General features: G+C 70.3%; 29 protein-coding genes and 1 pseudogene. 17 read left to right on the forward strand and 13 right to left on the reverse strand.

Annotation, left to right across the window (positions count from 1 at the left end; all coding sequences use genetic code 11):
• Nucleotides 1–14: 14 nt before the first annotated feature.
• Nucleotides 15–269 carry a biotin/lipoyl-containing protein gene (locus H288_RS0125725; protein WP_020095451.1) on the reverse strand — a complete coding sequence of 85 codons (255 nt, stop codon included), beginning with the start codon at nucleotides 267–269 and terminating at the stop codon, nucleotides 15–17.
• A 303-nt stretch (nucleotides 270–572) separates the two neighbouring features.
• Here H288_RS0125725 and H288_RS36060 point away from each other — a divergent pair.
• From H288_RS36060 to H288_RS36075, 8 genes and pseudogenes are all read left to right on the forward strand, one after another.
• A pseudogene (locus tag H288_RS36060) lies at nucleotides 573–758 on the forward strand (ion channel); the annotation flags it as partial.
• A 290-nt stretch (nucleotides 759–1,048) separates the two neighbouring features.
• Complete coding sequence (locus H288_RS36065) at nucleotides 1,049–1,255, forward strand: hypothetical protein (RefSeq protein ID WP_244603184.1); 207 nt, start codon at nucleotides 1,049–1,051, stop codon at nucleotides 1,253–1,255.
• Nucleotides 1,256–1,274: 19 nt separating this feature from the next.
• On the forward strand, nucleotides 1,275–1,532 hold the full coding sequence (locus H288_RS36070) for a hypothetical protein (RefSeq protein WP_245274576.1): 258 nt from the start codon (nucleotides 1,275–1,277) through the stop codon (nucleotides 1,530–1,532).
• On the forward strand, nucleotides 1,529–2,863 hold the full coding sequence (locus tag H288_RS0125735) for a divalent metal cation transporter (RefSeq protein ID WP_026605296.1): 1,335 nt from the start codon (nucleotides 1,529–1,531) through the stop codon (nucleotides 2,861–2,863). Before H288_RS36070 ends, H288_RS0125735 begins: the two co-directional genes overlap by 4 nt.
• Nucleotides 2,864–2,928: 65 nt before the next feature.
• A complete protein-coding gene (locus H288_RS0125740; RefSeq protein ID WP_020095454.1) occupies nucleotides 2,929–3,384 on the forward strand; it encodes a hypothetical protein in 456 nt (151 codons plus the stop codon).
• A gap of 47 nt (nucleotides 3,385–3,431) precedes the next feature.
• A complete protein-coding gene (locus tag H288_RS0125745) occupies nucleotides 3,432–4,079 on the forward strand; it encodes a BON domain-containing protein (protein WP_020095455.1) in 648 nt (215 codons plus the stop codon).
• A gap of 72 nt (nucleotides 4,080–4,151) precedes the next feature.
• Nucleotides 4,152–4,961, forward strand: coding sequence for a universal stress protein (locus H288_RS0125750; RefSeq protein WP_020095456.1), 810 nt, complete (start codon nucleotides 4,152–4,154; stop codon nucleotides 4,959–4,961).
• An 11-nt stretch (nucleotides 4,962–4,972) separates the two neighbouring features.
• On the forward strand, nucleotides 4,973–5,236 hold the full coding sequence (locus H288_RS36075; protein WP_106735953.1) for a hypothetical protein: 264 nt from the start codon (nucleotides 4,973–4,975) through the stop codon (nucleotides 5,234–5,236).
• Between the two features lie 65 nt (nucleotides 5,237–5,301).
• Here H288_RS36075 and H288_RS0125755 read toward each other — a convergent pair whose 3' ends face one another.
• The 6 genes from H288_RS0125755 to H288_RS0125780 all read right to left on the reverse strand — a co-directional run bounded on the left by H288_RS0125755 (nucleotide 5,302) and on the right by H288_RS0125780 (nucleotide 9,336).
• Nucleotides 5,302–6,180 (reverse strand): universal stress protein, encoded by an 879-nt coding sequence (locus H288_RS0125755; RefSeq protein ID WP_020095457.1) that lies wholly within the window; start codon nucleotides 6,178–6,180, stop codon nucleotides 5,302–5,304.
• Nucleotides 6,181–6,192: 12 nt separating this feature from the next.
• Nucleotides 6,193–6,528, reverse strand: coding sequence for a cytochrome c (locus H288_RS0125760; RefSeq protein WP_020095458.1), 336 nt, complete (start codon nucleotides 6,526–6,528; stop codon nucleotides 6,193–6,195).
• Entirely contained in the window at nucleotides 6,528–7,343 is an 816-nt protein-coding gene (locus H288_RS0125765) for a universal stress protein (RefSeq protein ID WP_020095459.1), read from the reverse strand. The genes H288_RS0125760 and H288_RS0125765 overlap by 1 nt, the downstream gene beginning before the upstream one ends.
• 122 nt (nucleotides 7,344–7,465) lie before the next feature.
• Complete coding sequence (locus H288_RS0125770; RefSeq protein ID WP_020095460.1) at nucleotides 7,466–8,449, reverse strand: zinc-dependent alcohol dehydrogenase family protein; 984 nt, start codon at nucleotides 8,447–8,449, stop codon at nucleotides 7,466–7,468.
• Nucleotides 8,450–8,461: 12 nt separating this feature from the next.
• Nucleotides 8,462–9,106, reverse strand: coding sequence for a BON domain-containing protein (locus H288_RS0125775; protein ID WP_020095461.1), 645 nt, complete (start codon nucleotides 9,104–9,106; stop codon nucleotides 8,462–8,464).
• A gap of 29 nt (nucleotides 9,107–9,135) precedes the next feature.
• Nucleotides 9,136–9,336 carry a hypothetical protein gene (locus H288_RS0125780; RefSeq protein ID WP_020095462.1) on the reverse strand — a complete coding sequence of 67 codons (201 nt, stop codon included), beginning with the start codon at nucleotides 9,334–9,336 and terminating at the stop codon, nucleotides 9,136–9,138.
• A gap of 127 nt (nucleotides 9,337–9,463) precedes the next feature.
• On the opposite strand from H288_RS0125780, the gene H288_RS0125785 reads away from it, so the two are divergent.
• From H288_RS0125785 to H288_RS0125800, 5 genes are all read left to right on the forward strand, one after another.
• A complete protein-coding gene (locus tag H288_RS0125785) occupies nucleotides 9,464–12,019 on the forward strand; it encodes a phosphoketolase family protein (protein WP_020095463.1) in 2,556 nt (851 codons plus the stop codon).
• A gap of 9 nt (nucleotides 12,020–12,028) precedes the next feature.
• Entirely contained in the window at nucleotides 12,029–13,144 is a 1,116-nt protein-coding gene (locus H288_RS0125790; RefSeq protein WP_020095464.1) for an acetate/propionate family kinase, read from the forward strand.
• Nucleotides 13,145–13,406: 262 nt separating this feature from the next.
• Nucleotides 13,407–13,625, forward strand: a complete 219-nt coding sequence (locus H288_RS34255) for a hypothetical protein (RefSeq protein ID WP_081636542.1) — start codon at nucleotides 13,407–13,409, stop codon at nucleotides 13,623–13,625.
• 14 nt (nucleotides 13,626–13,639) lie between these two features.
• Nucleotides 13,640–14,185 carry a cytochrome b/b6 domain-containing protein gene (locus H288_RS0125795; RefSeq protein WP_026605297.1) on the forward strand — a complete coding sequence of 182 codons (546 nt, stop codon included), beginning with the start codon at nucleotides 13,640–13,642 and terminating at the stop codon, nucleotides 14,183–14,185.
• 5 nt (nucleotides 14,186–14,190) lie between these two features.
• Nucleotides 14,191–14,886 (forward strand): VIT family protein, encoded by a 696-nt coding sequence (locus tag H288_RS0125800; RefSeq protein ID WP_020095466.1) that lies wholly within the window; start codon nucleotides 14,191–14,193, stop codon nucleotides 14,884–14,886.
• Here H288_RS0125800 and H288_RS36080 read toward each other — a convergent pair whose 3' ends face one another.
• The 6 genes from H288_RS36080 to H288_RS0125825 form a co-directional block, all read right to left on the reverse strand.
• The gene (locus tag H288_RS36080) at nucleotides 14,887–15,135 is read right to left on the reverse strand and encodes a hypothetical protein (RefSeq protein WP_081636543.1); all 249 of its coding nucleotides are present in this window, start codon (nucleotides 15,133–15,135) and stop codon (nucleotides 14,887–14,889) included. It abuts the gene before it with no gap.
• Between the two features lie 159 nt (nucleotides 15,136–15,294).
• Nucleotides 15,295–15,771: a hypothetical protein gene (locus H288_RS0125805; RefSeq protein ID WP_020095467.1), complete on the reverse strand. Its 477-nt coding sequence runs from the start codon at nucleotides 15,769–15,771 to the stop codon at nucleotides 15,295–15,297.
• Between the two features lie 11 nt (nucleotides 15,772–15,782).
• A complete protein-coding gene (locus H288_RS0125810; protein ID WP_020095468.1) occupies nucleotides 15,783–16,433 on the reverse strand; it encodes a BON domain-containing protein in 651 nt (216 codons plus the stop codon).
• A 67-nt stretch (nucleotides 16,434–16,500) separates the two neighbouring features.
• The gene (locus tag H288_RS0125815) at nucleotides 16,501–16,848 is read right to left on the reverse strand and encodes a DUF1476 domain-containing protein (protein ID WP_026605298.1); all 348 of its coding nucleotides are present in this window, start codon (nucleotides 16,846–16,848) and stop codon (nucleotides 16,501–16,503) included.
• An 89-nt stretch (nucleotides 16,849–16,937) separates the two neighbouring features.
• Nucleotides 16,938–19,538: a magnesium-translocating P-type ATPase gene (gene mgtA / locus H288_RS0125820; RefSeq protein WP_020095470.1), complete on the reverse strand. Its 2,601-nt coding sequence runs from the start codon at nucleotides 19,536–19,538 to the stop codon at nucleotides 16,938–16,940.
• Between the two features lie 72 nt (nucleotides 19,539–19,610).
• The gene (locus tag H288_RS0125825) at nucleotides 19,611–21,185 is read right to left on the reverse strand and encodes an AAA family ATPase (protein WP_020095471.1); all 1,575 of its coding nucleotides are present in this window, start codon (nucleotides 21,183–21,185) and stop codon (nucleotides 19,611–19,613) included.
• A 215-nt stretch (nucleotides 21,186–21,400) separates the two neighbouring features.
• Between H288_RS0125825 and H288_RS0125830 the strand changes: the two genes are divergently transcribed.
• From H288_RS0125830 to H288_RS0125845, 4 genes are all read left to right on the forward strand, one after another.
• Nucleotides 21,401–21,802, forward strand: coding sequence for a DUF6455 family protein (locus H288_RS0125830; protein WP_020095472.1), 402 nt, complete (start codon nucleotides 21,401–21,403; stop codon nucleotides 21,800–21,802).
• Nucleotides 21,803–21,845: 43 nt separating this feature from the next.
• On the forward strand, nucleotides 21,846–24,497 hold the full coding sequence (locus H288_RS0125835; protein ID WP_020095473.1) for a cation-transporting P-type ATPase: 2,652 nt from the start codon (nucleotides 21,846–21,848) through the stop codon (nucleotides 24,495–24,497).
• A 68-nt stretch (nucleotides 24,498–24,565) separates the two neighbouring features.
• Nucleotides 24,566–24,862 (forward strand): hypothetical protein, encoded by a 297-nt coding sequence (locus H288_RS0125840; protein ID WP_020095474.1) that lies wholly within the window; start codon nucleotides 24,566–24,568, stop codon nucleotides 24,860–24,862.
• A gap of 115 nt (nucleotides 24,863–24,977) precedes the next feature.
• A complete protein-coding gene (locus H288_RS0125845) occupies nucleotides 24,978–25,838 on the forward strand; it encodes a universal stress protein (RefSeq protein WP_020095475.1) in 861 nt (286 codons plus the stop codon).
• Nucleotides 25,839–25,853 lie beyond the last annotated feature (15 nt).

The following is a 25,853-nucleotide window of genomic DNA, read 5'->3' on the forward strand; positions in this document are numbered from 1 at the left end:
CTGCCTCCGGGATGTCAGGCGTGGACCTCGGCGATGATGCAGCCGGGGTCGACGACCTCGTTGACGGGTGCGAGAACCATCAGTAGGCCCTCGGCGGGCGAGGCGATGTCGTGCAGGGCCTCGCCGATGCGCACGGCGGCCACGGCCTCGCCGGCCCGCACACGCGCTCCGTCCGCCACGAACCACCGCTCCAGGATGCCCTCGGGCAGCATGCCCGTGGACCAAAGCTCCTCGGCAACGTGCACGTCGGCCATGGTGACCTCCCGCATCCCGGCGCCCGGTTCGTGGCCTTTCGGAGAGGAGATGCCGTTCCGTGGAGGACCGCGTTGATCTCGGTCAAAGGCGCCCCGACGCCTGCCGACTAGCGCTACGCCAAGGACGCGCTCGCCCCGCCGGGCAGGCTCGGGCCGCCACGCTCACCCGGGGCAAGCGCCATGCTCCTCGCCATGACGGCCAGCGTCGTCCTCGTCACGACCACGATCCTGGTACTCTACGAGACGCTGCGGCTGACCTCCGAGCACCTCGCCGAGCTGCCGGTGCCGCCGCGCGTGCGCATCCTGGCCGTGGTCCTGATGACCTTCGTCGGGCACACCATTGCGGTCTGGATCTACGCCGGCGCCTACTGCTTGCTCGTGCTCCGGCTCGGCATCGGCGCCTTCGCGGGCGCGCCGGTGACGTCCTTCGAGGACTGCCTGTACTTCTCAGTGGTGGCCTACACTTCCCTCGGCTTCGGCGACCACTTCCCGACCTCCCACACCCGGCTGCTCGCCGGGGTCGAGGCTCTCAACGGGCTGCTCCTGATCGGCTGGTCGGCCTCGTTCACCTACCTTGCCATGGAGCGCTACTGGCCGCTGCACGGGAAGGCGCATGCCCATCGGGCCGCCCAGGCCGGCCTTGGTCTCGGGACCGAGCCGGGAACACCTATTCCCGCCGGCACCGGGCGGCTGATCGCGCCGACATCCTTGCGCTGGATCAAGGCCGCCGGCCTCGGAGGCGTCCACGGTCAACGCAAGATCGCAATCGGCAACATTCCTATCGGAGGCGCTCCATGCGCCAGTACCTCGTCACCTTCCACAAGGTCGTGCCCGACGACAGCGGCCACGACCACCGCGCCCTGCAGCGGCAGACCGTCGTCTCCGCTCGCACGGAGGGTGCCGCCGCCTGCGCGGCCCAGGCGCTGTTCTGTCAAGCGGCCGGGATCGTCGACTGGCGCATGCGGGCCGACACCTGCGAGGTCGCCGAGCTCGACGGTTAGGTCGCCTGAGGAGGAAGGGATGAACCACGGACTCACCGAACCCGTGCATTGGCAGGGGCGGCAATGGGCCGTCACCGGCTACGGCATCGAGGCACTCGACGGCATGTACCACGTTCCGTACGCGGACATCCCGGACGTCAATGGCGGACGTCCGGAATGGCTGGACGGCCTATGGCGGCGCTACGGCACGGACCGGGATGACTTGGCCGCAGCCCTGAAGGTGGCGCGCTCGATCCAGGCAGAGACGGCGAACGGGCCAACGAAGTCGGCGGCATGAGCACGCCGTCCGTCGCCACGCCCGAAGAGGTGGACGACCCGGAGGTGCAGAGCCCCATAGTAGGCCCGGCAAAGCCGCGTCTACTGGGGGTGCTCGGGCCCGGTTTGATCACCGGAGCCTCCGACGACGACCCCAGCGGCATCGCCACCTACAGTCAGGCGGGGGCCCAGCTTGGCTACGGCCTGTGCTGGACCATGCTCTACACCTTGCCGCTCATGGCGGCGGTGCAGATGGTCTCAGCCCGGATCGGGCGCACCACCGGCCACGGCATCGCCGGCGTGCTGCGCGAGCACTATCCGAATGGCCTGCTCCAGGCCGTCGTCCTCCTCCTGTTGGCCACCAACGTCCTGAACCTCGGGGCCGATCTCGGCGCCATGGCGGACGCCCTCGCCCTGCTGCTGCCGGGCCCGCGCTGGCTCTACGTCGCGCTGTTCTCCGGCATCTGCGTCTACATGCAGCTCGTGCTGCAATACGCCCGCTATGTCGCGGTGCTGAAGTGGCTGACGCTTAGCCTGTTCGCCTATCTCGGGGTGGTGATCTTCGCCCGGGTCTCCTGGTGGGACCTCGGCGTGGCGCTCGCCGTGCCGCGCATCGACCTCAGCGGCGGCGGCCTGACCACGCTGGTAGCGCTGTTCGGGACTACGATCAGCCCGTACCTATTCTTCTGGCAGGCGGCCGAGGAGGCCGAGGACCTGCACGCCTTCCCCCAGCGTCGCGACCTCCTGCACGCACCGGAGCAGGGCCGGAGCGCCCTGCACAGGATCGAGGTCGACACGCTCTTGGGCATGACCTTCTCCAACCTCGCGGCACTCGCCATCATGGTCACCACCGCCGCGGTGCTGCTCCCGAACGGCATCACCGACATCCAGACTTCCGCCCAGGCTGCGGAGGCTTTGCGGCCGCTGGCCGGCCCATTCTCCGCGACGGTGTTCGCACTCGGCATCATCGGCACTGGGCTGCTGGCGGTACCGGTTCTCGCGGGCTCCGCGGCCTACGCGGTCGGGGAGGCCCGACGCTGGCCGGTGGGCTTCGGCCGGCGCATCCTGGAGGCGCGCGCCTTCTACGGGACGGTGGCGATTGCCACGCTGGTCGGCATGGCCATCAGCCTGGGCGCGGTCGACCCGATCCGGGCGCTCTATTGGAGCGCGGTCGTCAACGGGGTCATCGCGGCGCCCGTGATGGCCGTGATGATGCTGGCGGCGGCACGCCACGACATCATGGGCGCGTTCGCGGTGCGCGGGCCGCTCAGGCTGCTCGGCTGGACCGCCACGGTTTGCATGCTGCTCGCGGTCCTCGCCATGCTGGCGACGGCCGCGCTTCCCTTGATCTAGCGCAACGCAAGCCGGCCTCACCCGCCCATCCTGCTCAAATCGCAACCGGAAATAGGGATCCAGCGATGCAGGCGAGTGAAAGGGAGGGGCACCCCGTCGTGCTCATCGCCGAGCCTCAGGCGCTGCCGGGCATGTGGCTGGAGGACGTCCTGGCGGGCGCTGGGTGCGCCGTCAGCGGCCCCTTCGGCACCAGCGGCGACGCCACCGCAAGCCTCGACGGGTCGCCGCCGGACTTCGCCGTGGTCAGCGTCGACCTGAATGAGGGTCCGTGCTTCCCGCTGGCTTGCACGCTGCGCCGCCGGGGCATCCCCTTCGCCCTCATCGCGGGGAACGCCGAGGTTCCGAAGGCCTTCGCCGACGTACCCCTGTTCGACCGGCTGTTCGATGCCCGGGACATGGTCTCCGCCGTGGCTTCCACCTGCGCGGTCCCGAACTGCCCCCGGCCCTGTCCGATGTTCGGCCGGATCGCGGCGGGCGAGCCCGTTGCGCTGGATCAATGCCCGACCGCCTGCCGGGCCTAGCGTCGGCATCGGCCAGGCATGGCCTGGGCATAACCATGGAGACCGAGATGGGCGACAAGCTGATCCGCCAGAACGTCATCGACGAGCTCGACTTCGATCCGAGCATCGACGCCGCCCACATCGGCGTCGCCGTGGAGAAGGGCATCGTCACCCTCACCGGTCACGTTGCCAACTATGCGGAACGTGTGGCCGCAGAGAAGGCCGCGCAGAAGGTGCGCGGCGTCCGCGGCGTCGTCGAGGAGATCACGGTGCGCTTCGCCGGCGAGACCCCGCCGCGCGACGAGGACCTGGCGCAACGCGCGGTGCAGATGCTCGATTGGTCCGCGACGGTGCCCAAGGATGCCGTGCAGGTGAAGGTCCAGACCGGCTGGGTGACGCTCTCCGGCAAGGTCGACTGGCAGTACCAGAAGGAAGAGGCCTACCGGTCGATCAAGCGGCTCGCCGGCGTGACCGGCATCATCAACACCATCGAGGTGGCGCCGAAGGCGAGCGCGCCTGACGTTCGCGCGAAGATCCTGGCGGCACTCAAACGCAACGCCGAACTTGAGGCCGACGCGATCAAGGTGACGGTCAAGGATGCCAGGGTCGTCCTGGAGGGCACGGTCAACGCCTGGCACGAGCGACGCCTCGCCGAGACCGCCGCGTGGTCGGCCCCGGGCGTGCGCGCCGTCGAGGACCACCTCACGCTTGGCTGAGACCATGGGAGTGGGCGAGGCCGCAAGGCCCGCCCGAAGCCAGTCCATCGCCTGCCGACCCGGAGACGTTCCATGACCTACGCGAGCATCATGGTCGCCGTGGACCTGACGGACGGGGCACGAAGCCGCGTGCGCCTGGCCGCGCACCTCGCCGACGACTTCCACGCCCGCCTGACCGGCGTCGCGGCGGAGATGCCGGATTATAGCTGGGCTCCGGCCGGCCCGACGCCGGGAGGATCGTTCGGCATCCCCTCGATTCAGGGGGTGGTCCTGAACGACCTCCGGGTGGCCCACGAGGCCTTCGAGGAAGCCGCCGGCGGACGCAGTCGCGTCGAGTGGCGCTCCAACCTCGACTTCCCGCTGGCGTTCCTGGTCGCCCAGGCGGCGGCCGCCGACCTCGTGGTGGTCGGCCGAGGGACGGACCCCGGGCCCGCGCTGTTAGCGGTCGATCCGGCCGACGCGGTCATGCATCTCGGGCGCCCGGTGCTGGTGGTGCCGCCGGGCATCGACCATCTCGACGCCAAGCGCGTCGTGGTCGGCTGGAAGAACACCCGCGAGGCGCGCCGCGCGGTGCTGGACGCGCTGCCGTTCCTGAAGCGGGCGTCCGAAGTGCTCGTCGTCTCCGTCGATGATGGCGCCGGCTCCGAGGGTCAAGACACCCTTCGTCTCCTCCAGGCGCACGGCGTCTCAGCCATCCGCGTCAGACACGATGCCCTGGGTGCCTCGGCCTCCCAGGCACTCGTCGAAGCGGCCGCCGAGCACGGGGCCGACCTGATCGTCGCGGGCGCCTACGGGCACGGGCGCCTCCGCGAGTGGGCGTTCGGCGGCGTCACTCGGGAGTTGCTGTCCTATGCCCCTCTCTGCTGCCTGATGAGCCATTGATGCCCGGCATCATGCGGAGCACCACGGCATGCGCAGCCCTCCTGGTTCTCGCCGCGGTCGTGGTAAGCGCGTTGCCAACTCAGGCGCGACCGACGGCCGGCTCGCCTGATGCGAAAGGGACGTTCGTCGAGCCTGCAAACGCGCCCCATCGGCATTGCGCGGGGTCCTGCCTGAGAAGCGGGGCCCTGCAGTGGTTCTGCAAGCCCCACCAGACTTGCAGCCTGGATTGCGGCACGGCGCCTCCTCGCATGCACTGCCACGACCCGAGGCGTTGAGAGCGGGGCCGCCAAGGTCTCGGGACGGGACAACCCCGGCAAGGCCGTCCTGCAAGCGCGATACGTCAGTGGGCCATGAGTACCGGGATGCGCGTGTTCTCGACCACATGCCGGGTGACGCCACCGAGCAGGAACTCGCGCACGCGGCTGTGGGTGTAGGCACCCATCGCCAGCATGGAGGCGTTCCGGCGCCCGGCCTCGTCCAGGATGGCCGCGCCGACCGAGGTCCCGTCCCCGACCGGCAGGGTGACGGCCTCGGCCACGATGCCGTGCCAGCGCAGGTAGGCGCACAGGTCCGCGGCCCGCGTCTCCTCGAAGCGTTCCGTCCTCGCATGCACGATCGTGACGCGGGCGGCCTCGTGCAGCAGCGTGATGGATTGCCCGATCAGGCGTGCCGCTTCGAGACTGCCGTTCCAGGCGATCACGACGTGGTCGAGAAGGTCGTACGGGACCACCTCGCCAACCATCAGCGTCGGTCGTCCGACCGAGAACAGGGCCGTGTCGAGCGCCCGCCCGGTGAAGGACCGCGCCGGATCGGGTCGGTCGACGATGACCAGGTCGTTCACTCGCCCGGCCAGCGTCAGGAGCGGCTCGACCTCGCCCGACAGCTCCGTCCAGGTCGCGAAGGTGGCGTCCAGGCGCTCGGCCTTGTCGACCAGCGGCACGCCCTCGCGTCCGCACCAGGCTTCCAGGGCCGCCTTGCCCTCGGTCGCGGCCTCGCGCACGCCCCGCTCGATGGCCTCGATGGTCGCGCAGTCCATCGGCATGACGCTGGCCAGACTGGCCATGCCGGCCATGGAGACCATGACATACTCCGGGTCCGGCGCCATGAAGGCGACGCCGATGTGCGCGTGCAGGCGCCGCCCGAGGCGCAGGGCCGAGTCCAGCCGTCGGGTGGCATCGATGCCGGGGGCGGTGGGGACGAGGAGGCAACGGAGGTACATTGGGGCTCTCCCTCAGCGTTCCAGCGATTTCAGGTAGGCGATAAGGGCTTCGGCTTGGTCAGGATCGAAACGGAACTCCGGCATGCTCGGATGTCCCGTGCGGATGCCCTCGGCCAGGGCTTCGCCGAGGTCCTCGACCGGGTAGCGTGTGTGCAACTCGCGGAAGGGGGGTGCCTCACGAAGCGGGCTCGTCCCGACACGCCCGACGGCATGGCAGCGGGCACAATTGGTCCTGGCGAGGGTCTCGCCCTGCTTGACTTGTCGGTCCCAGGCCTGAGCGGAACCGGTGCCGATAAGGATGGACAGCAGCGCCAGAGCGCCCGCGTGAATGGTGGTTGCCGCGCGCATCAGTGGCTCATCAGGCAGCAGACGGGGGTCGTCTGCAGGATCTCTCGGGTGGCGCCGCCGAAGATCCACTCGCGAAGGCGGCTATGCCCGTAGGCGCCCATCACGATCAGGTCCGCCTCCTCGCGCCGGGCGAACCGGAGGATCTCGTCCGCGGCGCCGATCTCTGGCTTGCGCAGCAGGTGGGTCGTGGCTTTGATCCCGTGCCCGGACAGGTACTCGGCCGCGCCCTCGGCGCCCACGTGCTGCGCGTCCGGGCCCACGGCCACCACGCAGACCTGCTCGGGATGTCCCAGGAACGGTAAAGCGTCATGAAGGGCGCGGCGTGCCTCGGGCGTATCCTTCCAGGCCACCACGACCCGCTTGATCGCGAGGTGCTCGATGCCCGGCGGGACAACGAGCACGGGACGCCCCACCTCCATCAGCAGGCCCCCGGTGGAGGCCGCCATCGGACCGGGATCACCGTCCGCGGGCCCCTGCCGGCCGACGACCACGAGGTCGGCGGTGCGCGCATGCGCACCAAGGTAAGCCAACGGATCGGTGGGTGCCGAGTGCCAGCCCGTCCTGGGCGCCAGCCCGGCCTCGCGCTCGAAAAGGGCTTTGGCCTCCGCGAGCTGCTCGTCGGTCAGGCGTTCCTCAAGGGCCCAGACACGCTCGACCTCAAGCATGTCGCCGACCGGCATGGGTCCGAGGACCGGGCGTGCGGCGACGCCGGTCAGCTTGGACCCGAACCGCTCCGCGAGGCCGGCCGCCAGTTGGACCCGGTCCGCCGCCGCGGCCCCGAGGTCGACCGAGACCATGATGTTGGAGATCTTCATGTTCACCTCCCGTGGCCGGGCTGCCGGCGGGCTGGAGGTACCCTGGCCCCGGTTCGCGGGGACGACCTTGATCCATCGCAAGGGCACTCGATGGGCAGTCCAAATGCAACGGACGACCGGGTTCAGGGCACGAGAATGGCCGCACCCTGCAAGGTGCCGGACCGATGCGCCGCGACCGCCTTGTTGGCTTGAGCCAGTGGGTATGGGCGCGTGCGCGTGACGATGCCGGCGCGAGGCACGATCTCGAAGAAGCCGCGCGCGTCCGCGCGGGTGAGGTTCGCCACCGAGAGCACCGACCGCTCCTCCCACAGCAACTCGTAGGGGAAGCGCGGAATGTCGCTCATGTGGATGCCGCCACAGACCACGCATCCGCCTTTGCGCAACTCAGCGAGCGCGGTCGGCACCAGCCGGCCGTCGGGTGCGAAGATCAAGGCTGCGTCCAGCGGCTCGGGCGGCGCCTCGTCCGACCCGCCGGCCCATTCCGCTCCAAGGGAGCGGGCGAAGTCCTGTGCTCTCCGGTCGCCGGGCCGGGTGAACGCGAACACGCGGCGGCCCTGCCATCGGCAGACCTGGGCGATGATGTGCGCGGCCGCCCCGAAGCCATACAGGCCCACGGTGTCGGCGTCTCCCGCCATCCGTAGCGTGCGCCAGCCGATCAGCCCGGCGCAGAGGAGCGGCGCTGTCGCGACCGGGTCCAGGCTTGTTTCGAGCGGGATGGTGAAGGCGGCCTCGGCCAAGAGATGGGTCGCGAACCCGCCGTCGCGGGTGCAGCCGGTGAAGCCGGGGGCATCGCACAAATTCTCCCGGTCGGTCTTACAGTAGCGGCAGTGGCCGCAGGCGTACCCGAGCCAGGGCACGCCGACCCGCGTGCCGGGCGCCGGATCGGTCACGCCTTCGCCAACAGCCTCGACGACGCCGACGACCTCGTGGCCGGGCACGATTGGGTAGACGGCCTGCGGAAGCTCACCGTCAATGACGTGGAGGTCGGTCCGGCAGACGGCGCAGGCCTCGACCCGGATGCGGACCTCGCCGGGGCCGGGGATCGGGTCCGGCCTCTCCTCCGGCACGAGGGGACCGCCGATCTCCTGCAGGACCATCGCCAGCATCGGCCACTCCCCTTATGCGAGCGTCAGGCGGTCCTCGACGGCGCGAACGCCAGGCGCCGACCATGCAGCCCGCTCGGCGAGCTTGCGCTCGCTCCAGACGTCGACGCATCCGTCCAGGATCACCTTGTCCCCGTCCACGTGGACGCGGATGGTGTCGGGGTCCCGGGCGTTGCGCCTCAGCGCGGCGAGGATCCTGTCCTTGACCTCGGTGGGTTGGACCGGAGGCTTCACCGCGATGAGGTTGACGATGTCGGTGACCCCGGCGAGCCGCCGCAGCGCCTTATCGACCGCCGCCTTCTGGTGGTAGTGCGGCACGCATCCTTCGAGCGTGACGCAGCCCTTCTCGACCTTGAGCGAGACCGAACGCTCCGGGATCTGCACGTCCCATTCCAGAACCCGGGCGCAGCGTTCGGCCAGGGCCTCGTCGCCGATGAGCGGGGTCTCCGGATAGCGGACCTCGATCCGCTCCACCACGCCGCGCACGCCGCGGACCCGGAGCGTGACGCGCTCGGCGATGCCCTTCTCGGCGTAGTTCCGAACGTGGCCGGTAAGCGTCACGACGCCGTCGTCGACTGCGACGCCGATCTGCGCCGCGTCGACCATGGGGGCGTATTCCAACTCGTCGAGCACGTGCCGACGCACGGTGATGTCGTCCATCGCGGGTCTCCTCGTTTCGCCGTGGCTTGTCAGAGAGCCAGCCAAAGTAGCGCCGGCGTCGCCACCGAGGCCGCGACGGCGAGCGCCAGCGCCTGCAGGCTGCCGATGGACCGGTAGCGCGCCGCGTCCGTGACGACCCGGGGTTCGGCGTCGTTCGTCGGTGCCAGCATGACCGGCACCCGCGCGCGGCGTACCGTCGTGATGAAGGTGGTTCGAAGCACCAGGGCCATCGTTCGCTCCCGTCCTGCTGACGGAAGGCATCCTGCCGACCTGCCGGGGGGCCGCCTTGATCCACCTCAACGCCGCCGGCCTCGGCTGCCTGCACGGTCGCCCGGGATCCGCAACCGGGAGGCCGACATGGACGCGAGGCGCGAGCCGACGAAGACCCACGAGGAACGCCGCGACGGCGGCCGTGCGGACGAGGCTCACGACCTGGCATTCGTGCCCGGGCCGCTGGGACCCGACAGCCTGCAGCGGATCGACGCCTACTGGCGGGCCGCGAACTACCTGTCGGTCGGCCAGATCTACCTCATGGCCAACCCGCTCCTGCGCGAGCCTCTCAGGCCGGAGCACGTCAAGCCGCGACTCCTCGGCCACTGGGGCACCACACCAGGGTTGAACTTCATCTACGCGCACCTGAACCGGGCCATCCGCCAGCGCAAACTCGACATGATCGCGGTCTGGGGGCCAGGTCACGGCGCGCCCGGGCTCGTCGCCAACGCCTACCTGGAGGGCACCTACAGCGAGGTCTACCCCGACGTTGCGCGAGACGCGGAGGGGATGGAGCGCCTGTTCAGGCAGTTCTCGTTTCCCGGGGGCATCCCGAGCCACGCCTCGCCGGAGCTGCCCGGCTCCATCCACGAGGGCGGCGAGCTCGGCTATTCCCTGGCGCACGCTTTCGGCGCGGCCCTGGACAACCCCGGCCTGATTGTCGCCTGCGTGGTCGGGGACGGCGAGGCGGAGACGGGGCCACTCGCCGCCTCGTGGCACTCCAACAAATTCCTGAACCCGACGACCGACGGCGCAGTCCTGCCGATCCTGCACCTCAACGGCTATAAGATCGCCAACCCGACGCTCCTCGCCCGGTTGCCCGCCGACGAGCTTCGCAGCCTCCTCGTCGGGTACGGCTACGAGCCGACCTTCGTCGAGGGCGACGAACCGGCCGCCATGCATCAGGCCATGGCGACGGCCCTTGACGCGGTCCTCGACGAGATCGCAGCCATCCGGCACTCCGCGTACTGCGGCGAGGTCCGGCGACCGCGCTGGCCGATGATCGTGCTGCGCAGCCCCAAGGGTTGGACGGGACCGAAGGCCGTCGACGGCAAGCCGGTCGAGGGAACCTGGCGCTCGCATCAGGTTCCTGTCGCGGCCACGCGGGAAAACCCGGAGCACCGCGCGATCCTGGAAGCCTGGATGCGCTCCTACCGGCCGGAGGAGCTGTTCGCGGAGGATGGCTCGCTCTTACCGGAACTCGCCGCCCTGGCACCGAAGGGGCCGCGGCGCATCTCGGCCAACCCGCACGCCAACGCGCATAAGAGCGCGTCCTTGCGGCTGCCGGACCTGCGAGTCTTCGCCGTCCCCGTGCCGGGACCCGGCCGCTCCCGAGCCGAGGCCACCCGCACGCTCGGCGGCTACCTGCGGGAGGTACTGTCCCTGAACAAGGACGCCCGCAACTTCCGGATCATGGGTCCCGACGAGACCGCCTCGAACCGGCTGGACGCGGTGTTCGACGTGACCGGCCGCGCCTGGCAGGAAGAGATCCTGCCGGGCGACGACCACCTCGCCCGAGATGGGCGGGTCATGGAGGTGCTGAGCGAGCACCTCTGCGAGGGCTGGCTAGAGGGCTACGTGCTGACCGGTCGGCACGGCCTGTTCGCGACCTACGAGGCCTTCGCGCACGTGGTCGATTCGATGGTGAACCAGCACGCCAAGTGGCTGAAGTCCTCCCGCGACCTGCCATGGCGGCGCCCGGTGCCGTCCCTCAACATCCTGCTCTCGTCCCATGTCTGGCGGCAGGACCACAACGGCTTCAGCCACCAGGACCCCGGCTTCATCGATTTCGTGGCGAACAAGCGCGGGGACACGGCGCGGATCTACTTGCCGCCGGACGCGAACACCCTTCTCTGCGTCATGGACCACTGCCTGCGCACTTACGACCGCATCAACGTCGTCGTGGCCGGCAAGCAGCCGGCCCTCCAGTGGCTGACCATGGAGGAGGCCGTCACGCACTGCGCGGCCGGCATCGACATCTGGGACTGGGCCTCCAATGAGGGTGAGGCTGAGCCCGACGTGGTGATGGCCTGCGCTGGCGACGTGCCGACGATGGAAACGCTCGCCGCGGTGGACTGGCTGCGCCGGAACGTCCCGGAACTCAAGGTCCGGGTCGTGAACGTGGTCGACCTGATGACGCTGCCGGCGCCTGAAACCCACCCGCACGGGCTCGACGACCCGACCTTCGACAGCCTGTTCACGCGCGACCGACCGGTGGTGTTCGCCTACCACGGCTATCCGTGGCTCATCCACCGCCTGACCTACAAGCGGACGAACCACGTCAACTTCCACGTCCACGGCTTCATCGAGGAGGGCACGACGACGACGCCCTTCGACATGTGCGTGTTGAACCGCCTTGACCGCTATCATCTCGCCCAGGCCGCGATCCGGGCTGTCCCGCGACTGGGCGCCCGGGCCGGGCACGCCGAGGAGGCGCTCCGGGACGCGCTCGCCGCCCATCGCGAGCACGTCCGCCGGACCGGCGACGACCTGCCGGAGGTGCGGGATTGGACTTGGCCGGAACGGTTCGCCACCGAGGACCACGACCGCCGGATCGAGGGCGACATCATGCAGTGCGGCCCGACCGAGGCGGACGAGCCCCGTCGGGCCGGTACCGTGGACGGTTCGGCGGTCGTCACCTGAGGCGGGGCGATGATCCTCGTCCTCAATGCCGGCTCGTCCAGCCTGCGCTGCGCCCTGTTCCGGCCGGGTACGAGCGAACCGGTCTGGCGTGCCCACGTCGCCGAGATTGGGACGGACCCGAAGCTATCGGTCGATGGCAAGTCGTCAGCCGGCGGACGACCGCCGGCGGGCGACCATGCGACCGTCGCCCGCTGGCTGTTCGCGCGACTTCCCGCGGCGCCGACCGCGTCCGGGCACCGCGTCGTCCATGGCGGCACGCGCCACGCGACGCCGGTCCGCCTCGATGCGGACGTCATGCTGGCGCTGGAGGGTCTCGTGCCGCTGGCACCGGCGCACCAGCCGCAGGCGCTCGCCTGCATCAGGGCGGTCGGAGAGACCTGGCCGGACCTGCCGCAGGTCGCCTGCTTCGACACGGCCTTCCACAGGACGCAGGATCGGCTGGCCCAACTCTACCCGCTGCCGCGCGCCCTCATTGACGAGGGCCTCGTACGCTTCGGCTTCCACGGGCTGTCCTACGCGCATCTCGCCCGGGCTTACCCGAAAGGGCGGATCCTGGCCGCTCATCTCGGGCACGGTTCGAGCCTGTGCTCGATCCAGGACGGGCGCAGTGTCGCCACGACGATGGGCTTCACGACACTCGACGGGCTGATGATGGGCACCCGCAGCGGCGCCGTCGACCCAGGCCTCGTGCTGTACCTGATCCGGGAACGTGGCCTGTCGCCCGACGCGGTAGCCGATCTCCTGAACGAGCGGTCAGGCCTTCTCGGCGTCTCCGGCATCAGCGACGACCTTAGGACCCTGGAAGCCAGCGGGGAATGGGAGGCGCGCGAGGCTATCGATCTTTTCACTTACCGCATCATGCGCGAAGCGGGCTCGCTCATCGCGGCGCTCGGAGGCCTCGACACCCTCGTCTTCACGGGCGGCATCGGCGAGCACGCCGCGCAGGTGCGGGCCGCGGTTTGTCGAGGCTTGGCCTTCGCCGGCGTTGCCATCGATGCCACCGCCAACGCTTGCGGCGCATCGAGCATCGAAGCCGCCGGTGCGTCGGTTACGGTTCGCATCGTCCCCGCGGATGAGGAGCGTGAGATCGCGTCGTCGACGACCGAACTTCTTGAGCCCTTCTAGAGCCGGCGATGAGCGCGTTGCACGACGCGTCTCTAGGCGAGCGGTTCGGCCAGGGTGGGACCTGAACGACGATAGTCCGGTCGCCCTGCACGGCCGGGAGTCCCCCAGCCCGCATCCCGCCCGGCCGGACGGGATCCGGCCCCGCACCTTTCAACAGGACACCTCCCTTGACCTCCCACTAGTTTATATTAGTTCCAAACAGGCGATGCACACGCAAGACCGGACGACCGCTGCGCCTCCCCTCACGCCTGGACAGCGGGCCATGCTGCTCCGGCTCGACCGCGAGGGGCCGCTTCTCTGCCCCAAGCCCTGGGAAATGCGCACGGTCCGTTCGCTGCGGGAGCGTGGGCTGATCCGCCCGAGGCTGTCGACCCGGGACCCCGAAGGGCTGTGGTTCATCAGCGCCAAGGGCAGGCGAGCACTCGTCCAGGCGGGTCATGCCGCCGATGCCCGGCATCCTCCGGCTGCAACGCCGCCATAGGTGGGAGTTCGGACATGGCGGGACCTGACGACACGATGCGCCAGGCCGTTAGGTACGATGGCGGTACCATCTCACTACATTGGCTGACCGCGACGCTCGCCCTCGGCTTGTGGCTGGTCGGGACCTTCCTCGAAGATCTCGTCCCCAAGGGCACGCTGCGCTCCGGCATCTGGTCGGCCCATTTCGACCTGGGCTTCGTCCTCACCGGCCTCGTCGTCGCCTTCCTCATCTGGCGGCGAGCCGGAGGCCGCAACCTGCCGGTGGAAGACCCGGGTCCGCTCCACCGCCTGGCGAAAGCCACTCACGCCGCGCTGTACGTCCTGCTGCTGGTCATCGTCGGCCTTGGCGTCGCCAACGCCTTCGTGCGCGGCGTCTCGCTCGGCCCGATCAGTCTGCCGCAGGTCGGCGACCCGGAATGGCGGCGGTCGCTGACGCACTGGCATGGTCTCGCCGCCAACATGCTGATGGCCGTCGCGCTGTTCCACGCGGTTGCCGCGCTCGTGCACCACTACCTCTGGCACGACGCGGTCCTGTTGCGCATGCTACCCCGGAGATCCTGACGACCATGCGACCCGTCCACCAGGAACGGCACCTGATCGACCGCATCGGCTGGCTGCGCGCCGCCGTTCTCGGCGCAAACGACGGCCTCGTCTCTACCGCCAGCCTGATCGTGGGCGTGGCCGCGTCCGCAGCCAATACCGGCGAGATCCTGGTTGCCGGCAGCGCGGGCCTTGTCGCGGGCGCGATGTCGATGGCGGCCGGCGAGTACGTCTCGGTGAGCTCCCAGGGCGACACCGAGCAGGCCGACCTCGCCCGCGAGCGGCGCGAGCTCGCCGACGACCCGACCGCCGAGCGGGAGGAACTGGCGCGTATCTATGTCGGCCGAGGCCTCGACCATGCGCTCGCCCTGCAGGTCGCCGAGCAACTGATGGCCAAGGATGCGCTGGGCGCCCACGCCCGGGACGAGCTCGGCATCTCGGAAGTCACGACGGCCCGCCCGGTGCAGGCGGCACTGACCTCGGCGGCGACCTTCTCGGCCGGTGCGGCGTTGCCACTGGTGACGGCGGCGCTCTCGCCCGGCAACCTCGCGGTCTACACCGTGTCGGGTGCGTCGCTGGTGTTCCTGGCGATGCTCGGGGCACTCGGCGCCTCGGCCGGCGGCGCACCGATTGCCCGCGCCACGGCGCGCGTGACCTTCTGGGGTGTGCTGGCCATGGCCGTCACGGCCGGAATCGGAAGCCTCGTCGGCAAGGCCGTCTGACTACCGCTGCGGGTCGTGGCAGCGCCTCTTCGGCGGTGCGGTCCCGCATTCGAGCGAGCAGGTCTGGTCGGGTCGGCAGAACCACTGCAGCGCGCCGTTCTTCAGGCATGAACCCGAACAGTGCCGATGAGCGGCGTTCGTGGGCTCGACGAAGGTCGGGGCAGCGTCCGGCGAACGTGCCGGCCCCTGCGCGTGAGCCGTGGACAGGCCGATCACCGCGGCGAGTATCGGGAACGTTGTTCGGATCATGGCCGTCAGGTCTTCGAGGTCGTCATCCGAAGGCAGCGTGTTGGACGATCCACGGCCGAGATCTCGCCGGCGTGTGCCAATCGCTTCGCAGCCGTGAAGCGTTCTCGGTCCTGAGCCATTCGCTCCTCGCTCGGACCGCTTATGCGAAAGACGTCGAGGTCATGCATGATCTTCCACGCTCGCCCCGCAGACGTGAGCGACCCGGAAGGTGCGGTAGGTCTTGTCGCCGGCATCGCGGATCGAGACGTACTCGCCCTCGACGAAGGCATGCGTGCCGAGGTGATAGCCGGGCTCGTCGTCCTCGTTCGTCCAGTCCGCATAGTCGATCAGCCAGGTCGCCCCGCCCTCGCCGCCGGCGCGGTGCACGAGACGGCCATGGCGGTCGAGCTCGCCGATCCAGAAGCGTCGCACGCGGCAATGGTCCCGGGTTTCGCGCCAAAGCGCCGCGTCGAGGCGGCCGTCCGGCCCAAGCGGCGCCACGATCTCGTATCCGCGCCCACCGCTGCCGTCCGGATGCTCCGGGCAGCGCGCCAGCGTCAGGGTCACGCGGAACATCCCGGCCTGCGCGCCCGGCGCCTCCGGGCGCGGCGCAAGCGACGGGGAGACGGCGTCGGTCGTGTGCGTCTCGACGGGCATGGCGGCTCTCCTCAGCTCAGGGCGACGATGCGGTCCTCGACGGCGCGGACGCCCGGCACCGACCAGGCCGCGCGCTCGGCGGCGTCGCGCTCCGCCCACGCCGATACGGCACCCTCCAGCGTGACCTTGTCGCCCGAGACGGTGACCTTGATCCCGTCCGCCTCGAACATGACGCTGCGCCTGAACGCCTCCAGGATCTTGTCCTTGACCGCCGTCGGCGGCACCCGCGGCTTGACCTCGACGAGATTGGTCACCCCATGCACGCCGGACAGCTTACGCACCGCCGCCTCGGCGCCAGCCATCTGGTACTGCCAGTCCACGGTGCCGGTCAGCGTGACCCAGCCACCGGCGACCTTGACCTGGATGGCCTGCTTCGGGAGGTGCACGGACCAGTCGATGATCGCGAGCGCCCGCGCGGCGATCTGGTCGTCGGCGATCTTCTTCTCGTCAGCGTAGCGGACCTCGATCTCCTGCGCGATGGCGCGCACGCCCCGGACGCGGCGCACCGCGCGTTCGGCCTCGACCTTCTCGGCGTAGCTGCCGACGTGGCCGGTGAGGGTCACCACGCCTTCCGAGACGGCGACGCCGATGTCGCCCGCGTCGAGGCTGGGGTCGAAGTCGAGCTCGTCGAGCACGTCGCGGCGCAGGTCCTTGTCGGTCATGGCGTTCCTCCTCATGGCTCATCCCCCCGTCCCGGCTGGAGTGACTGGCTGGATGATCTTGCGCGGCCTAGACGGAGGAGCCTTGATCCAGCGCAACGCCGACGCGCCGCTCTGCGTGTTCCCGCGCGGCGCACCGGCTCATCTCCGTGCGCAGGCGAGCGACCGTCGCCTCGACGCCGGCCGTCTTCAGGTCCGAATGAAGCCTCGCAATCAGCGTCTCGTCGTCGGTCACGACGGCGCACTCGGTGAAGGAGGTGACGTAGCCCTCCGCCGCCAGTCCGGTCAGCCTCATCCGCTCGCAGGCCCAGGTGGCCAGGAGGCGGTTTCGCCGATTGCGGCTGTGGAAGCGCGCCTCCTCCTCCCGGACGAAGCGGCGCTCTGCGGCCCGCTCGCGCTCGTCGAACGTCGTGGTCATGTAAGCCTCCGTCTTGGTGCGGCACCGGACCCTGCCGTCCGCGGATCCGCCAACCTTCGACCGACCGCGGCTGCCGGCCTTGAGGCAGATCAAGCTCTCGGACGTCGTGGGGATTGATGCCGCGGGCGCATGACCCAAGACTTCACGGTCTCGACCGCCGCAAGGTAGGCTACGGTGATCAGCCCGATGCCGAGCAGGGCTGACGGCGAAGGCGCCTTGAAGCCGAACCAAGCTCCCGCCGGCGAGAAAGGAAGGGCCAGCGCGACCGCGAGTGCGGCGAGCGAGGAGCCGGTCAGTGCCGCGCTCGGGTGGTCCTGCCACGAGCGCCCGCTCGTCCGGATGACGAAGATCACCAGGATCTGCGTCGCCATGGATTCGAGGAACCAAGCCGTGCGGAACTCCTCGGCCGAGGCGCCGAAGACGAGGAGCAGCGCGCCGAAGGTGAGGAGGTCGAACAGTGAGGAGAGCGGGCCCATCACGCCCGCGAACCGAAGGACCGCCGTCATGTTCCAGACCTGTGGCTGGGCGGTCGCGGACGGGGCGACCCGGTCGAAGGGGATGCCGACCTCCGACAGGTCGTACAGCAGGTTATTGAGCAGGATCTGCGTCGGCAGCATCGGCAGGAAAGGCAGCGCCACCGAGGCGACAGCCATGGAGAGCATGTTGCCGAAGTTCGAGCTCGCGCCCATGCGGACGTACTTCAGGATGTTTGCGAACGTCCGCCGCCCTTCCTCGACGCCGTCGGCGACGACTTCTAGGTCCGATGCGAGCAGGATCATGTCGGCGGCCGCCTGAGCCACCCCGGTCGCTCCCTCGACCGAGAGGCCGACGTCGGCCTGGGCGAGGCCGGGCGCGTCGTTGATGCCGTCCCCGAGGAAGCCCACGACCGCGCCCCTGGCCTGCAGCGCCCGGACGACGCGCGCCTTCTGGTCGGGCGTCAGCCGTCCGAACGCGTCGACCTTCCTGACACGGACAGCGAGGGCCGCGTCGCCCAAAGCCGCGACTTCGGGACCGGACAGGACCGTGCTGGCGCGCAGCCCGACGAGGCCCGCGAGCCGACGTACCACCACCGGGTCGTCGCCGGAGAGGATCTTAAGGCGCACGCCGGCCCGGGCGAGCCGGGCGATGGCGGAGGCGGCCGTGGTCTTGGGCGGGTCTTCGAAGGCGCAGAAGCCCTCGAAGACGAGGTCGGCCTCGTCCGCTTCCCCGGGCATGCGCGGGGGACCGGCCCATGGGCAAGAGGCCACCGCGATGCTGCGTAGGCCCTCCTCGGCAAAAGTCCGGACCTGCCCGAGGGCCTTGTCGCGCCCCTCCGGGCCCATCGGTTCGATCCGCCCTCCGACGCGTCGCGCGGTGCAGAGGGCCAGGACTGCCTCGGGCGCGCCCTTCAGGATCAGCAGCGTTCCCTCCGGTCCCCGCGCGAGGACCGAACCGGTGCGGCGGCCGTAGTCGAACGCCCGCTGGCCGGCGAGCTCCCAGTCCCGCCCGGCGTCCGGATTGGCGTGGGACAGCGCGGCGTCGAGCGAGCTGCGGTCCCCGCCGAGGTCCGCCGCGACCGCCGCGAGGTTCGCCGGCCGCGCATCCTCGCAACCTGTCGGGTCGAGGCTGCGTGCCAGCGCGATCTCGGCCGAGGTCAGCGTACCGGTCTTGTCGGTGCACAGCACGGTCATCGCGCCGAGGTCGTGGATGGCGGCGAGCCGCTTCACGATGACCTTGCGCGCCGCCATCCGCATCGCGCCGCGCGAGAGCGTCACCGTCGTGACCATCGGCAGCAGCTCCGGCGTCAGCCCGACCGCGAGCGCGACGGCGAACAGGAGCGAGTCGAGCACCGGCCGGCCGAGGACCACGCGGACCGCCAGGACGGCGACCACCAAGCCGAGGGTGAGCCGCGCGACGACCAGGCCGAACGCATGCAGGTCGCGCTGGAACGGCGAGGGGGCCTGAGCCTCGGCGAGCGCCGAGGCCGCCGCGCCGAACATCGTGGCGGGACCTGTCGCGACGACCAGGGCGGTCGCCTCTCCCGTCCGCGCGACGGCGCCGCGGAACAGGGTGTTCGAGGCCCCGGCCGGCTCGGCGGAGGTCACCGGACCCGCTCGCTTCTCGACCGGATAGGGCTCGCCGGTGAGTGCGGCCTCGGCGGCGGTAAAGGCGACACTCTCAATGACGAGGGCGTCGGCCGGGACGATGTCGCCGGCGCGCACCCGCAGGATGTCGCCCGGAACGACCTGCTCCACCGGGACGGTGACGAAGCGGCCGTCGCGCCGGACCTCCGCCTTCAGCGCGACCGCGTGGCGCAAGGCCTCGGCCGCCCGCGTGGCGTGGCCCTCCTGTACGGTGTCGAGACCGACGGACAGGCCGAGGATGGCGACGATGATGGCGCCGCCGACCACCTCTCCGGTCGCGACCGAGACGAGCCCGGCCGCGAGCAGGATCAGGGCGAGCGGTTCGAGCAGGCGGCGTAGCACTGCCCGCAGGGCCCCACCGGCCCGCACCCCGGCATCGCTGTTCGACCCGTAGCGTTCGAGCCGTCGCGCGGCGTCGACCGAGCCGAGCCCGTCGAGCCCGCATTCGAGTTCCGCGCAAAGGGTCTCAAGTCCGCGCGTCCAGAATGCCCCGGTCGGCCCGGACGCCGGCACGTCCGGCGGCGGGGCGGTGTCGTAGGCGAGCGTCGGAACCGCCGTCATCTCCATGGGTCAGGCCCGTCGTTCGCCAGCGTATCGATGCACGACATCACCGGTCGAAGGCAGGGGCGTTGAGGTGGATCAAGCCATCGCGGTGCACGGCCCTTCCAAACCTTCGTGGTCGGAGGGCCCAGAGGCTTGCCCGGTGAGGGACAGGACGTTCGCGCGCAGGACGTCCAGGGACCGGTCGGCCGGGAGACGATGCCACGAGATCGCGCCGCAACCTCGCGCGACCTGAGCGGCCAGGACGGCGGGCGTCGCGTCCGATGGGTCATCGACGCGCGCCTCGATGCGTCTCGCGAGCATCGCTGCCGGTGCCGCTAGCCATACGCCGCGGAAATCGGCGCCCTCGTCCCGGGCGACCGCCTCGATCTCCTTCCGTTCCGAAGGTCGGTCGAAGACCGCATCGGCGATGGCGCAGTGGCCTGCGGCCAGGACCCGAGCGGCTTCAATCCTTAGGGCTGCGTAGACGCGATGCGACACGGTGGGAGCGTAGGCCGACACCGGCAGCCGCTTGAGGGCGTCGACCCCGTGCATGCGCTTGCGGATGCGGTCGCTCGACAGGATGCGAGCACCTGGGGCCGCCCCGATCCAAGGGGCAACTGCGGCCGCGACGCTCGACTTGCCGGAACCGCTGAAGCCGCCGACCGCCAGGAGGAGGACGGGCTTCCCGGTCAGCAGGCTTTCGCCGAGCGCCAGATAGGCTCGCGCCTCGACGGTCTTCGCGGCGGCGACATCACCGGTCTCGTCCGCCGCCTGCGCCGCCGTGACATGGGCGCGGATCACCGCGCGCAGTGCCATCAGGAACGGCAACATGCCGATACCGTCGGTCTCGTCCGCCACGTCGAGGTAGCGGTTGAGGAGGAGGTTGGCGAGGTCGAAGCGCTCGCGATGCCAGAGATCCATGAGGATGAATGCGAGGTCGTACAGGACGTCGGTCGTCGCAATGGTGTCGCTGAACTCGATGCAGTCGAACGGCGTCGGTCTTCCCTCGAACAGGCAGATATTGCGCAAGGTTAGGTCGCCGTGACAGCGGCGGACCTTTCCTGCGGCGCGGCGGGCGTCGAGCAGTGGGGCATGCCGCGCCAGTGCCGCGCGGAACCGCTCCGTGACAGCCTCAGCCGCCTCGGCGGGAACGAGCCCCGTCGCTTGGAGCGCGGCCCCGTTCATTTCGACGATCGCCCCGATGGCGGCGGCCCCGCCTTCATCGCGGTGGATCTCTGCGGCGGCATGGAAGGTCGCGATGACCTGCGCGAGCTCCGCGACGTGGCTGGGCCCGAGGCGGCCGTCGCGCGCCATGGCGTCGAACAGGTCCGCCTCCGGGAAGCGACGCATCTCCACGACGGCGTCGACGAGATCTCCGGCCCCGTCGAAGGCCAGTGTCCCGCCCGGTTCGCGCGTGATCCGCCGGGCGCCGAGATAGAGGGTGGGCGCCGTGCGCCGGTTGAGTGCCAGCTCGGCCTCGCAGGCGGCGAGGCGCTGTCCGGGCGTCGAGAAGTCGAGATAGGGGAAGCGGACCGCGCGCTTGAGCTTGAACACGCGGTCCCCTGCCAGGAAGAGCCTGGAGATGTGCGTGGTCGCGGTGTCCACCTTACCCGCGCACGACAAGGAGCGCGTCAGTAACTCGACGACACCATCCTGGTCGTGGGGCGGCATGTAGGTTGATCCTCGGGCGGCTCGACCTTGGAAGCGGCACAGGCCGAAATCGGCATGGCTGGGCGCTCGGACCTCAACGGCGGCCGGCGTGCCGCCCAGGCCCGGAGACCGGAGCCGCCGACCGATACGTGCGCCGTGGCCGCGTTACGGGCTTTGAGCTGGATCAAGGGTGTCGCGGACGGGGTGGGGCACGCAGGGTCTTTGAGGAGGCCGCAATGTCTGCACCAGCCGACAAACCCGATCCGTTCGACCCGTTCGGCCTCTCCGCCTCGATGGACGAGTGGTGCTGCCTGCTGCGGGCGACCCGGGAACTCAGGGACATCGACGCGGAGATGATGGGGACGATGATGGAGGCCGACGTCTCGGCCCACGCCACCCTGTCCCCGGACGCCGTCACGAAGGTCCGCAGCGTGGCGAGGCTGATGCGGAGCCTGGACCTCGACCCCGAGGACATCCGGCGGCGTGAGCCCGAGGCCATGCGGGCGATTGAGGCGGCCTGCCTGAGCTGCGCGGAGCGAAGCCGATGCACGCGCGAGCTGTGGGCCGCGACGGCTGCCGACGCCTACCCGGAATTCTGCCCGAACGCCGACCGCATCGACGGCTTGCGCCGTGCTTGAGCCGGATCTCGCCAAGGATCCTGAGTTGGCCGAACCGCGGGCCATGGCCGAGTGCCAAGCGACAGGAACGAAGCCTGCCCACGCACTGCCGGCCGCGGAAGTCCTGACGCGTTTCGGGACGTCGCTGCACGAGGGTCTGACCAATGCGGAGGCCCAGCGGCGGCGCGCGCGGTTCGGGCCGAACATGATCCCCGCGAAGGAGCGTGCCGGCGCGTTCACCCTGCTCCTGCACCAGCTTGCAAGCCCTGTCGTCTACCTGCTCGCGGCGGCCGGTGGGCTCTCGCTCTACTTCGGCGATTGGCGAGAGGCGGCCGCCGTCATCGTCGTCCTGGCCGTCAACACCGGCCTCGGCTTCGTCACCGAGTTGAGGGCGGCGCGATCCATAGAGGGCTTGCGCGCGCTCGGGACGCGCTCGGCCCGCGTTCGGCGTGGCGGCCACAGGCAGGTTCTCGCCGCCGAGGATCTTGTTCCGGGCGACATCGTGCTGGTCGAGGGCGGCGATGCCGTCCCTGCCGACATCCGTCTGGTCGAGGCGTCCAGCCTGGGGGCGGACGAGTCGACCCTCACGGGCGAGTCCGTGCCGGTCGACAAGTCGGCGGACGCGGCCGCCGCCGACGCAGGCCTCGCGGAGCGCTCGTCGATGCTGTTCCGGGGCACGCTGGTCACGCGCGGGAGCGCCGCCGGCGTCGTCGTCGCGACCGGCGCGGCAACCGAGCTCGGCGGGGTGTCGCGGCTCGTGGAGCAGGCCGAGCCCGACGCTTCGCCTTTGGAACGCAGCCTGGAACGCCTATCCGGCCAGATGGTTTGGGGGGTCCTCACCCTGGCGGTGCTTCTCGCGGCCCTTGGCGTGGCGACCGGGAAGGAACTCCGCTTGATGACCGAGGCTAGCATCGCGCTGGCCGTCGCGGCTATCCCGGAAGGCCTGCCGGTCGTCGCGACGCTGACGCTCGCGCGCGGGATGTGGCGGATGGCGCGGAGTAACGCGCTGATCGAGCGCCTGTCGGCCGTCGAAACCCTGGGTGCCACGACCGTCATCCTGACCGACAAGACCGGCACGCTCACCGAGAACCGGATGACGGTGCGGCGACTGGCCTTGCCCGCGGGCGAACTGGAACTGATCGAGCAAGGCTGCGGCGGTTCCCCGGAAGCCGAACGGCTGCTTCGCGTCGCAGTGCTCTGCAACGACGCCTCGCTCGGGCAAGGGCGTGGCGAGGGCAGCGGCGACCCGATGGAACGGGCGCTGCTGCAGGCGGGCCGGTCCGCCGGGCTGGACCGCGAGGCGCTCGTGCGCGACCTGCCGCCCGTGCGCAAGCACGCCTTCGATGCATCCACCCGCATGATGGCCACGTTTCACGCCTCCGGAGGGCGCTTCGTGGTCGCGGTGAAGGGCGCCCCGGAGGCGGTGCTCGCGGCTTCGCGGCGCACTGTCGGCGGCGAGCGCGACCAGCCGCTCGACGATGTCACCCGAGACCTGTGGCGACGCCGCGTCGAGGATCTGGGCGCCAGCGGCTTGCGGGTCATCGCCTGCGCCGAGGGGACGGTGGACGAGGCGGACGCCCCTCCCTTTGAGGAACTCACGTTCCTCGGTCTGGTCGGGCTGGAGGACCCGGCCCGGGAGGACGTGCCGCAAGCGCTGGCGGCCTGTCGCCAGGCCGGTATCCGCGTGGTCATGGTCACCGGCGACCATGCCGTCACGGCCCGCAGCATCGCCCGCGCCGTCGGGCTCGCCGGTCCGGGCGACCGCGTCGTCGAGGGCGTTCCCGGCGCTGGCCCGCTGGACGGGCTGGAGGACGTCGCCGTGTTCGCGCGGGTGAGTCCGGCCGAAAAGCTATCGCTGGTCCGGGCGTACCAGCAGCGAGGCGCGGTCGTCGCCATGACGGGCGATGGCGTCAACGACGCGCCGGCCCTGAAGCAGGCGGACATCGGTGTCGCGATGGGCAAGCGGGGGACGGACGTGGCGCGGGAGGCCGCCGCCATGATCCTTCTCGACGACGCCTTCCCGACCATTGTCGGCGCGATCCGCGAGGGACGCGTCATCTTCGACAACATCCGACGGTTCGTCGCCTACCTCCTGGCCTGCAACCTCAGCGAGGTCATGGTCGTCGGGCTCGCGGTCCTGTCGGCGCTGCCGCTTCCGATCCTGCCGTTGCAGATCCTCTACCTGAACGTCGTCACCGACGTGTTCCCGGCCTTCGCGCTGGCGATGGGGGAAGGTCGGGACGACATCCTCGAACGACCGCCGCGCGATCCGAAGGAGCCGATCCTCGCGCGCCCGCAGTGGGTCCGGATCGCATTGCACGCGGCCGTCATGACGGCTGCTACCTTCGGGGCACTGGCCGTCGCCGAGTTCTGGCTCGCGCGCGACCGGGCAACCGTCGTGACCGTCACGTTCCTGACGCTCGCCTTCGCGCAGCTCTGGCAGATGTTCAACATGCGGGCCGCGGGCTCGCGGCCTCTCCGCAACGAGGTCACGCGCAATCCCTGGGTCTGGGCCGCCCTGCTCCTGTGCACGGCGCTGCTCGTCGGTCCGGTCTGCCTTCCTTCCGTCGGCACCGTGCTCGGTCTCGTTCCACTGGATTGGATCGGCTGGACGCTCGTCCTCTCGGCGAGCCTCGCGCCGCTCGCGGTCGTTCAACTCGGGACCGTGGTCGTAGGAGCCCTCAAAGCTTCCGTGTGCGAGGGTCGTCCCGTTTGAGGTCCGCTTGTTCCTCGCGCGGGCAACGTGAGCATCCCTGGAAGCTTTCACCCTGGAGCAGGATAGCGATGGACTCGATTGGGGCGGATTGGGATGCGCGGGTCGAGCGGCTGACCGCGCGTCTTCCCGTGCGCCTGCGCGATGCGGTCACGTGGCTGAGAAAGCCCTCGCGGCGCCCAGTGCGGCTTGCGGCGGCGCTCGCCCTGATCGGGGGCGGCCTGCTGTCGTTCCTGCCCATCCTTGGTCTCTGGATGCTGCCCCTGGGCCTCGCCCTCCTGAGCGAGGACATCCCGGCGTTGAAACCGCGGCTTGAGACGCTCGCCAGGGCGGTCGAGCGCGCCGTTTCCCGCTTCCGGAAGCCATGACTGGGCCGGATGCAGGTGACCGGGCGCGGTCGTCGGACGTCCCGGCGTTGCGCTGGATCAAGGCAGGCCGGCCGCTACGGTGGAGACTTGGGCGACAAGGCAGCCCGGACCCCCCATGGCCCTCCCGTCCTCCTCCCCCCTCGCCGCATTCCGCGACATCCTGGTCGCCGTCACCGAGGAGGGCCGCGGCGACGAGCCCGAGACGGCGCTCGGCTATGGCCTCACGTTTGCCGCCATGGCGGGCGCCCACCTGACCGTGCAGTCCGCCGCCCGCCGCCTGACCATGGTTGGCGGGGCGGGATTGGGGTTCGTCAACGACCTGGTCGCAGGCGAGAACCGGCGCCTGCGCATCCTCGCCCACGCCGTCGCCGAACGCGTCGCCGGGAACGCCGCCGGTGCGGGGGTGACCTGTACGACCGAGGAGCCCGCACTCGCGTACCCTGACTTGGTCGCACGGCTCACCGCCCGCGCCCGGCTCGCCGACCTGACTATCCTGGACGCGGAGACGCGTGAGGTGGATCTCGACCGCGACCTTATCGACGGGGTCCTGTTCGGGAGCGGTCGCCCGCTCATCGTGGTGCCGGCGCGCCGCCCGACGTTCGGCGCGAGGCGGGTCGTCGTCGCCTGGGACGGGAGCGCCCAGGCCGCGCGGGCGGCGAACGACGCCATGCCGTTCCTGCGCGCGGCCGAGGCGGTCGAGATCGTGTCCGTGGTCGGCGAGAAGGACTTGTCGGCCTCGGCCGCCGGCGCCGAATTCGCGCCGCACCTTGCGCGTCATGGCGTGAACGTTTCGGTGAACGTTCTGCCTGTCGTCGACGACGTGGCGGAGACGCTCAGAACCCAGCTCGGCCTGTTCCGCGCGGACATGCTGGTCATGGGCGCTTACCGGCACTCGCGCCTGAAGCAATGGTTCCTCGGCGGCGTGACCCAGTCACTTTTGGCGCGAAGCTCGATACCGTTATTCCTCGCTCATTGACCAGTGGCGCGGCAG

Source organism: Methylobacterium sp. 285MFTsu5.1, from assembly GCF_000383455.1.
Lineage (GTDB): Bacteria > Pseudomonadota > Alphaproteobacteria > Rhizobiales > Beijerinckiaceae > Methylobacterium.

Coding starts and splice junctions, on each gene's coding strand:
- H288_RS0125805 (WP_020095467.1), bottom strand. CDS start 15,771: ATGCCCGTCGAGACGCACACGACCGACGCCGTCTCCCCGTCGCTTGCG.
- H288_RS0125800 (WP_020095466.1), top strand. CDS start 14,191: ATGCGACCCGTCCACCAGGAACGGCACCTGATCGACCGCATCGGCTGG.
- H288_RS0125835 (WP_020095473.1), top strand. CDS start 21,846: ATGGCCGAGTGCCAAGCGACAGGAACGAAGCCTGCCCACGCACTGCCG.
- H288_RS0125750 (WP_020095456.1), top strand. CDS start 4,152: ATGACCTACGCGAGCATCATGGTCGCCGTGGACCTGACGGACGGGGCA.
- mgtA (WP_020095470.1), bottom strand. CDS start 19,538: ATGGAGATGACGGCGGTTCCGACGCTCGCCTACGACACCGCCCCGCCG.
- H288_RS0125840 (WP_020095474.1), top strand. CDS start 24,566: ATGGACTCGATTGGGGCGGATTGGGATGCGCGGGTCGAGCGGCTGACC.
- H288_RS0125740 (WP_020095454.1), top strand. CDS start 2,929: ATGCAGGCGAGTGAAAGGGAGGGGCACCCCGTCGTGCTCATCGCCGAG.
- H288_RS0125755 (WP_020095457.1), bottom strand. CDS start 6,180: ATGTACCTCCGTTGCCTCCTCGTCCCCACCGCCCCCGGCATCGATGCC.
- H288_RS0125775 (WP_020095461.1), bottom strand. CDS start 9,106: ATGGACGACATCACCGTGCGTCGGCACGTGCTCGACGAGTTGGAATAC.
- H288_RS0125745 (WP_020095455.1), top strand. CDS start 3,432: ATGGGCGACAAGCTGATCCGCCAGAACGTCATCGACGAGCTCGACTTC.
- H288_RS36070 (WP_245274576.1), top strand. CDS start 1,275: ATGAACCACGGACTCACCGAACCCGTGCATTGGCAGGGGCGGCAATGG.
- H288_RS0125770 (WP_020095460.1), bottom strand. CDS start 8,449: ATGCTGGCGATGGTCCTGCAGGAGATCGGCGGTCCCCTCGTGCCGGAG.
- H288_RS0125725 (WP_020095451.1), bottom strand. CDS start 269: ATGCGGGAGGTCACCATGGCCGACGTGCACGTTGCCGAGGAGCTTTGG.
- H288_RS0125810 (WP_020095468.1), bottom strand. CDS start 16,433: ATGACCGACAAGGACCTGCGCCGCGACGTGCTCGACGAGCTCGACTTC.
- H288_RS0125785 (WP_020095463.1), top strand. CDS start 9,464: ATGGACGCGAGGCGCGAGCCGACGAAGACCCACGAGGAACGCCGCGAC.
- H288_RS36065 (WP_244603184.1), top strand. CDS start 1,049: ATGCGCCAGTACCTCGTCACCTTCCACAAGGTCGTGCCCGACGACAGC.
- H288_RS0125825 (WP_020095471.1), bottom strand. CDS start 21,185: ATGCCGCCCCACGACCAGGATGGTGTCGTCGAGTTACTGACGCGCTCC.
- H288_RS0125790 (WP_020095464.1), top strand. CDS start 12,029: ATGATCCTCGTCCTCAATGCCGGCTCGTCCAGCCTGCGCTGCGCCCTG.
- H288_RS0125815 (WP_026605298.1), bottom strand. CDS start 16,848: ATGACCACGACGTTCGACGAGCGCGAGCGGGCCGCAGAGCGCCGCTTC.
- H288_RS36075 (WP_106735953.1), top strand. CDS start 4,973: ATGCGGAGCACCACGGCATGCGCAGCCCTCCTGGTTCTCGCCGCGGTC.
- H288_RS0125845 (WP_020095475.1), top strand. CDS start 24,978: ATGGCCCTCCCGTCCTCCTCCCCCCTCGCCGCATTCCGCGACATCCTG.
- H288_RS34255 (WP_081636542.1), top strand. CDS start 13,407: ATGCTGCTCCGGCTCGACCGCGAGGGGCCGCTTCTCTGCCCCAAGCCC.
- H288_RS0125830 (WP_020095472.1), top strand. CDS start 21,401: ATGTCTGCACCAGCCGACAAACCCGATCCGTTCGACCCGTTCGGCCTC.
- H288_RS0125795 (WP_026605297.1), top strand. CDS start 13,640: ATGGCGGGACCTGACGACACGATGCGCCAGGCCGTTAGGTACGATGGC.
- H288_RS0125780 (WP_020095462.1), bottom strand. CDS start 9,336: ATGGCCCTGGTGCTTCGAACCACCTTCATCACGACGGTACGCCGCGCG.
- H288_RS0125760 (WP_020095458.1), bottom strand. CDS start 6,528: ATGCGCGCGGCAACCACCATTCACGCGGGCGCTCTGGCGCTGCTGTCC.
- H288_RS36080 (WP_081636543.1), bottom strand. CDS start 15,135: ATGATCCGAACAACGTTCCCGATACTCGCCGCGGTGATCGGCCTGTCC.
- H288_RS0125735 (WP_026605296.1), top strand. CDS start 1,529: ATGAGCACGCCGTCCGTCGCCACGCCCGAAGAGGTGGACGACCCGGAG.
- H288_RS0125765 (WP_020095459.1), bottom strand. CDS start 7,343: ATGAAGATCTCCAACATCATGGTCTCGGTCGACCTCGGGGCCGCGGCG.